The sequence below is a fragment of the Alphaproteobacteria bacterium genome, assembly GCA_018063245.1.
GTDB lineage: Bacteria > Pseudomonadota > Alphaproteobacteria > JAGPBS01 > JAGPBS01 > JAGPBS01.
Window position 1 is genome coordinate 47644 of sequence record JAGPBS010000003.1, and the last position, 7786, is coordinate 55429.

The 7786-nt window shown below is 40.2% G+C and carries 7 protein-coding genes; all 7 read right to left on the reverse strand.

Annotation, left to right across the window (positions count from 1 at the left end):
* Positions 1-34: 34 nt before the first annotated feature.
* Positions 35-370, reverse strand: coding sequence for a tRNA-binding protein (locus KBF71_00755; protein MBP9876849.1), 336 nt, complete (start codon positions 368-370; stop codon positions 35-37).
* A 13-nt stretch (positions 371-383) separates the two neighbouring features.
* Positions 384-1727 (reverse strand): short-chain fatty acid transporter, encoded by a 1344-nt coding sequence (locus KBF71_00760; protein ID MBP9876850.1) that lies wholly within the window; start codon positions 1725-1727, stop codon positions 384-386.
* A gap of 145 nt (positions 1728-1872) precedes the next feature.
* Entirely contained in the window at positions 1873-3171 is a 1299-nt protein-coding gene (gene dacB / locus KBF71_00765) for a D-alanyl-D-alanine carboxypeptidase/D-alanyl-D-alanine-endopeptidase (GenBank protein ID MBP9876851.1), read from the reverse strand.
* A gap of 137 nt (positions 3172-3308) precedes the next feature.
* On the reverse strand, positions 3309-4265 hold the full coding sequence (locus KBF71_00770; GenBank protein ID MBP9876852.1) for a sel1 repeat family protein: 957 nt from the start codon (positions 4263-4265) through the stop codon (positions 3309-3311).
* A gap of 27 nt (positions 4266-4292) precedes the next feature.
* Positions 4293-4946, reverse strand: coding sequence for a CatB-related O-acetyltransferase (locus KBF71_00775; protein ID MBP9876853.1), 654 nt, complete (start codon positions 4944-4946; stop codon positions 4293-4295).
* Positions 4947-5021: 75 nt separating this feature from the next.
* The gene (locus KBF71_00780) at positions 5022-5918 is read right to left on the reverse strand and encodes a hypothetical protein (protein MBP9876854.1); all 897 of its coding nucleotides are present in this window, start codon (positions 5916-5918) and stop codon (positions 5022-5024) included.
* 147 nt (positions 5919-6065) lie between these two features.
* On the reverse strand, positions 6066-7442 hold the full coding sequence (locus KBF71_00785; GenBank protein MBP9876855.1) for a peptidoglycan DD-metalloendopeptidase family protein: 1377 nt from the start codon (positions 7440-7442) through the stop codon (positions 6066-6068).
* Positions 7443-7786 lie beyond the last annotated feature (344 nt).

The following is a 7786-nucleotide window of genomic DNA, read 5'->3' on the forward strand; positions in this document are numbered from 1 at the left end:
ATTTTGGTTTCATTAGACTTTCGCAGCAGTCTCATCAATGTAATTTCTGGCCATTCGGTACAGCTGAGCTGGGAGAGATCAGAACGATATCTCCTTTTTCATCAGAAAAGCCGAGCAGTAAAAATTGCGAGATGAAACCAGCAATATTTCTCTCCCCTAAATTGACGCAGCCTGCAACGTGTTTGCCAATCAAAGTATCCGGACTATAATGGACCGTTACTTGTGCCGATGTTTGCAGAACGCCAATATCTTCGCCAAAATCAACCCAGATTTTATAGGCTGGCTTCTTTGCTTTTGGGAAGAGCTCTGCCTTCATAATTGTGCCTGAGCGTATTTGGACGCGCTCAAAATCGTCATACGAAATTGTCATGTTATTAGCTTTCTTAGAAACAAAGGAGAGCAATTGAGAAAATAAGGCCTGACCAGATCAGAGAGATCACGCAGTAGCCCATAATATCTTTGACCTGAAGACCTGCAATAGAGAGAGCAGGAATGGCCCAGAAAGGCTGAATCATATTGGTCCACTGGTCGCCCATCGCAACCCCCATAGCAACGCGTGCCATATCAGCATTAAGTTTGAGAGCAGCTTCAGCAGCAATTGGTCCTTGAATAGCCCAGCCACCGCCGCCTGATGGTACAAAGATGTTCAAAATGCCTGAGCTGATGAATGACCAGAAAGGAAGTGTTTTAGCTGTTGAGAATGTTAAGAACCAGTCGATGATGAGTTTTCCGACGCCTGAATCAAGCATGAGTCCCATAATTCCTGCATAAAAAGGGAATTGAATCATGATTGGGCCTAGTGATGCTGCTGCATGTGAAACAAGATTCACAAAGTGGATAGGTGATCTTGCGCACAAAATGCCAAGTAGTAAAAAGGTGAAATTGACAAGGTTTAGATCAAGGCCAGCCTTTAGAATAAAGCAATGATGAATGATATAAACAAGTCCTATCAGGCCGAAGATAATGTTGAGCAATCTCGAATTTTCTACCCATCCTGCAGGTGTCTTGATGAATTCGTGCTTTTCTGTATCGTTTGTTGTTGATTCATCTTCAAAGACCAGATCTTTGCTCATTGGAAAACAATCTATTTTCTTTGGTTTTAAAAGCATCATGACAATTGGCATTGTGAGAATGACAATGGCAGCTGTTGTTAAATTCCAAGCAGAAAAAATTGTTTTTGAAACAGGAACCTGTCCCATCATTTCAACGAGAAGATGATCAGGTGATGCAATCGAAAGACCGATGGTTGCAGAAAGACCTTGATGCCAAACCACAAAGCCAGAATAGGCTGTTGCAATCAAAAGTGGATAGTGAACTTTGATTTTTTTCTTGTAGCAGATTGAAGCAACTTCACGTGCAATAATGGCACTCACAATGAGACCAATTCCCCAATTGATAAATGAACCAACGGCTGCAATGAAGCCAACAATCAGATAGGCAGATGATGAGGTCCGAACAAGATTTGCAGATTTGCTCAAGAGCATTCGTGCAATAGGGGTATGAGCAAGTACATGACCTGTAATGAGTGTCATTCCGATTTGGGCTGTAAAAGCCAGGAGTTTCCAGATATTGCTACCCCAGATTTGAGTTGCTTCAATAGGGCTTGTATGGCCAGCACCAATTGCAAAGCCAAAAGTGACAAGAGTTAATAGGAGAGCGAAAATGAAAGGATCAGGCATCCATCTGTTAAAAAGGCGTACAAAGGGAAGGGCGATTCTGCTCATCATGATAAGGCTCCTTTTTGTTATAACAAACGCCATTTTTAAATGATCCAAACGGATTTTTCAAGACTCGGCTTTACGCACCTATTTATATAGGCTTACGCAGCCTGACTTTTAAATCCATTTGTCTGATTTAATCTGACGATTGTTATTATTTCACGTTGTTATAGACGATCTCAAGAATTTTATCCTGTAAGTCTCGATATTTTTTCTGCTTTTCAGTGAAGTTGTTCATCATAATGACAACGACATAAGCATTTTGGCCTTTTTCCATATAGCCTGCCAAGGTTGAAATGCCTTTCATGGATCCTGTTTTTCCATAAAATTTTCCGCGCAGATTTGTTTCTGTATGTCGGTATTGAAGAGACCCATCAATGCCAAGTTGTGGGAGAGAGTAATAAAAATGATCTCCCGTTCTAGGATCGTAATAAGCGCTTTCTAAGAGTCTTGCCATTTGGATTGGTGTAAGGGCATTGTATCGTGAAAGGCCCGATCCATCAGTCATGATAGCCCCTTTAAAATCAATATTATAGGCTTGACCCAAAGAGGTTAAAATGGATGATCCAACAGTGCCCCATTGATTTTGGCCTTTATGGGTTCCAATTTTGATATAAAGAGCATCGGTTGGTAGATTTTTTGATTTTTTGAGAATTGGTTTTAAGATCGATTTTAATGGAACCGATTTTGTGCTCGCAATTTCAGTCACACCTTCAGGCAAAGGGCCATGGTGAAGGTCGTGGTCTTTGGTAAGGCTTGTTTGTGTCAAGATGGCTCTGACTTTCTCATCGATATAGCCTTCAAGATTGCCTGGTGCTCTGCGTGCAGTATCAGCCTTGTAACTAGCGTCGGCCTTTTTGGCAAGACTTGTTTGTTTTTCATCATCAATATCAACGCAATTTTGATCTAAAATGCCATAACCGACGGGTGATGCATAGCAATAGTATGTATCGCCAACAAGCCAACCAGGGGCTGTTGGGGTGAAATGATTACGAGGAAGCGTCACATGAAGTTTCCTAACGCGGCTATTTTCACCAAGCTTTTGTTTCGCGTTTTGAAACAGCTGCAAAAGTCGGCTGCTGGTGAGTGTTGGGTCACCTTCAAATTTGAGATAAAGATCATAACTACCGTCTTCATTTTTGCGCGAGTGGATTGACGTATTGTAAGTATAATCAGCCCCTAATTCACGCAAAGCCATAATGGATGTGATCACTTTTGTTGTGCTCGCAAGCGTAAAGAAACGATCTCCTTTAAGGGCAACAACAGGCTCACCCTTCGAGGCCGTGCTATGGAGAGGGATAACAGCAACGCCCACATTCAAGCTCGGATTGCTTGCCTTCACAGAAGCTTTAATTGTTTGCTGAAGATTGTTATTCAATGCTTGAGCTGAGTCTTGGAATGCTATGACAAGCGAAAAGGAGAAAAAGAGGGTGCAAAGAAAATTCTTTATCATCTGGGCCCTATTATTTTTGTTAATGATTGATTTGGATTATCTCTTATCTCTTTATAGTATATTACCTTTCCGATTGCCAGTGTCTATTTGTAAAAAATGAGAATATCTCTTTGAGCTCTGTAAGTCATTGTGTTTTATCAATTATTTTCCTTTCTTTGGGCTCGTTTTTGTCTTTTCGGGGGATTGTCTTGGACGCTTTGAACACGTTTATTTGACTCACACTTTTCTTCATGATTTTTTCTAGCCTCATTGAGTTCATTTTCTAAAAATAGAATGCGCTCTGTTAATGAATGATTTGTTTGTCTTAAAGCGTCAGCATCAGCTTCATAAACCTTGATGATCGACTCGTGTGATTGCTGTAAAGCCCTTATGGCTTCTTCATGTTTTTGCTCCATCGATTGGATTTTTGAAACAATGAAATCCCATTCAGGAGTCAGTTTTTTTTGCCCTGATTGTGATGAAGACGGAGATGGCGTTGAGGAGGGGGATGGTATAGCCGGTTCTGTTTGAGGCAGAGCCCATGGCTTAACGATTTCAATTTCGAGTGGTGTGGCTTCGTAGGGATTATGTATTTGATGCAAAAAATAAGTATTAAGCTCATATACCGCTTTTGGGTTACCTTGTTTGGCTGCTTTTTGAAGCCACTCGATCGCTACATCACGTTTTGTTTTAACCTCAACACCATAATTATAACAATAACTCATCATCATTTGCGCTGGTGCAAAGCCTTGTGTTGCTGATAATTCTAAAAGTTTGAAAGCCACTTTGTTATTATATTGATGCTTTGATCTATCCTGAACAGTCATATCTGTCGGTAAGGTGTCGGCGGGAATCATATACTTACAAGCGTTTAGAAAATTGAGAAGGCCCTTATTGCTTTTTATCGTTTCGGGTAATCTATTTTGCTGTTGAGGAGAGAGATATACAATAGATCGGTCAAACAATGAAAGATTCTGGGTTATGATTTGCTTTTGATGAATGCTGACATTGTTTGGGGGTGTTGAGCACACTTTCAAAGTGGGGCCAATCTCAAGTTCATAAAAGTAAAAAGTAAAATATTGATCCGTCCGTTGTGTCTGTTGAAGATGTGCCATCATAAAATCCCTTTTTTTATAAGTTTTTCATTTGATTTTTTTATTGCTCATATCCCATAAAGTATCAATTTGATCAGATTGTAAAAGCGGAAGATTGGCCTTGATCGTAGCATCATCCCAATCCCACCATTTGATCTGGAGGAGCTTTTCTATTTTGTCATCAGAGAATCTTTTTTTGATCAGTTTTGCAGGATTGCCACCCCAAATTTCATAGGGGCCGACATTTTTGGTGACAACAGATCTGGTTGCGATCACAGCACCATCAGCAATATGAACACCTGGCATGATCATGGCTTCTGCACCAATCCAAACATCATTGCCGATAATGGTATCGCCTTTTAATATTTGTCCTTTGGGCATGACGGTTGAAAAAATGTCATAGTCATCGCCAAAACAACTTAAAGGGTATGAGGATATCCAGTTGTAATTATGTTCTTGTGTTCCGCCCATCATGATTTTGGCACCTGTTGCAATGGAGCAGAACTTTCCGATAAAGAGTCTGTCAACTTCGTGAGCTTCTTTAGTATCGTCCAGTTCATCTAAGTACATAATGCAATCTTTAAAAGGCCTATCATGGTAATAGCCGGCATAATATGTATGCTCTCCAATGATGATGTGTTTGGATTTTATATGGTCTTTTAAGAGAACCCAGCCTCTATAAGTTGGGTGAGGGGTTGCCATTGGTGTTCCTTGTTTTTTGTATGGTATTCCAGAAACTATAGAAAGACAATGCCCAATGATCAAGAGCGAACTTGATTATTTGACAAAAAAACCAAAAGGCACAACAACATCTTGTCCATTGATTTTGACTTGAGCGAAAAGTTTTACAAAACCTGGATGTGTTGGTTCATAATGAAATTCAAGAGTCGGTCCGCCTCTGTCTTGATCAGTCTTGGGTTCTGCGCCCATGGGGTGAGCATGATTGATGGTTTTAAAGTCAGCAGAAAAAGCAACAATATGAGCAAAAGCACCCATGACTGGCTCTAAAGATTTAATGGGCCTCTGTTTCAGATCTCTCACAACAATCTTCCCCATAACAGGTGCGCCAGCCGTGATTACTTTTTTGTCAAAACTTAAGGCAAAAGAGTAGGGATAAACTGTGCTACGCAGAGCAAGCTTTTCAGTCGGTTTTGCTGCCTCGGTACCTGTAATAAGATCTGTCATCAAATAGCTTTGCTGATTTGTTGTTTTGGGCGTTATATCGACCCACATTTTGTAATGTGCATTTGGCTTTGGTGTAAAGGAGAAAGAATATTGCCCAGGTGTTGATTTTGCCTCTGGGTGGATGTGATGGTAATCATCCAGTGCTTCATTGATGATGAGCAGGTGAAGTTTCTTTGTATGGACTTCTGCAAGATCATCAAGTGTTAAAGGTGCTTGATCAGCCTGATTCTCGAGTGAAAAGGTGACTTCTTTCTGAGAGCCATTATCTTTAACCTTGTTAATGATAATGGCGTAAGAGGCTGGTGCTTCAGCAATATTCTCATTACTGTTCATGGTTTGGTGTGATTGATGCTCAGGTTCCTGGGAAATATCTTCTGCCGCATATGATGTTGCGGAAAGAAGCATCAAAAGGCCAGATAATGTAAAGAAGGCGAGAGTCAAAAATCGATTCAATTGATGGAGAGGAGATGTTTGAGGTGCGGGATTCATTTTAAAGATCTGTTGCAGTCTGTGTGTTAAGTGTGTGATGAAAATGTCTGTAGTCTTCTTTGCTGTGGTCTGCGACGTTGCGTCACAATCAATATTGAAACTTACTCTGCGGTGTACTATAGCCAGCAGATAGAGCAACGTTTCGTCTTACTTTGCTGCTGCTTGTACCTTTGCTTTTGGCAATAGTGTTGTTTTAGGCGTCAGCGTTTTAATCTGGCTGTAGTTTTTAGAAAGATCATGAATCTTAGCTTGAAGAATTTGAAGGTTTTTCTTGTCGAGCTTTTCACCTGTTGGCAGGTTGACAGCTTTCGGATTCACTTGAACATTGTTGACAAGGACTTCATAGTGTAAATGATTACCGGTTGCATGGCCATCTGAACCAACATAACCAATAACATCACCCTGGCGTACTCTCATGCCTTCCTTAACGTTTTTTCCGAAGCCACTCATGTGCCCATAAGCAGTCGAATAGGTTGCATTGTGTGCAATGCGGATATAACGACCAAACCCATTTTTGCGTTTTGCTTCTTTGATGACACCATCAGCTGCAGCAACAATTGGTGTTCCTTTAGGGGCTGCGTAGTCAATCCCTTTATGAAGCATGCGAGAGTGATGAATTGGGTGTACTCTGTATCCATATTGAGATGAAATGCGTGCATTTTTCACAGGCTGGACCAAGAAAGATCTTTTGTAGCTATTGCCTTGACGATCGAAGTAGTCTGTATGTCCATCCGGGAAGTCATATTTGAAAAGCTCATACGTTTTGCCTTTGACTTCAAAAGCAGCATAGATAAATGGACCTGTTTTGACACGTTTGCCATAATTGTCATGCGATTCTTCGTACAAAACTTTGAGCTGATCGCCAGCCTTTACATCTCTTCTAAAATCAAATTGATGGGAAAATTTCTGTGCAAGTGACTGAATAATCTCAGATGGGATATTGTGTTTTTTACCTGTTGTGTAGAGATTGCCCTCAATGTTTGCAATCTTCAATTCAACAACGCGGTTCACCTTTTTCTTTTCAACCATAACATCATACTTGCCTGTCCCGTTATCAACAACATGGATTGTTGATGTATGTCCTTGCGGGATAGACAGTCTTTTCAGAACAGTTTCATCTTCGTCATTGGTGTAGTTTAGCTCAATTTCTTCACCAGGCCTTAGATGGTTCACTGGGATTTTCTTTGATTTTAAGAGTTGGCTAACTTCTGAAATTTGAGTGTCTGGGATGTTATGACGCTTTAAAACGTCAGAAAGTGTGTCGCCATCGAGAAAGGTTTCGATCTCTTGAAGAATAGATTTGTCACCCTTTGATGCCTTTTTAGCAGAGGATGATTGATCGACCAGGGTCTTTTGGAATGAGGTTGCAACATATGAGGAACCATTTGATTCCGCTTGCTCAATGAACTCAGCATTATGGGGTGCTGTGATATTTGAAAGGGTTTTGTTTATACAAAACAAGCCAACAGCAGCAGAAAAAGCAACAAATGCATAGGTTAGATATTGTTTAGGTATACTTCTCACTCAGCCAATCCCAGGTTCTTATTTGTATTTTGTTTATATAGTGCTTATATGTTTAACCTATAATTGTTAAATTTTCAGTTAATGTCAATGAGAAATGTTAGTAAATCAGAAAAAAGTGAAAAAAAATGAAAAAAGTGAAAAAAAGGGCTTGCAAAAGGTTTTAAGAGGGTATATAAATTCCATTACCGAAACGAAATGCCTTGATGAGAGGCGGTAAGATCTGAAAAACAGTAAGCTAGATAAGGGAGTTGGATGGTAGCAGAATTATTGATTTACAAAAAACAGTAGTTCGTATCAAACACTCTTAGAAGAGTAGAAGAAACAACTTATGAGTTTGTTATTTC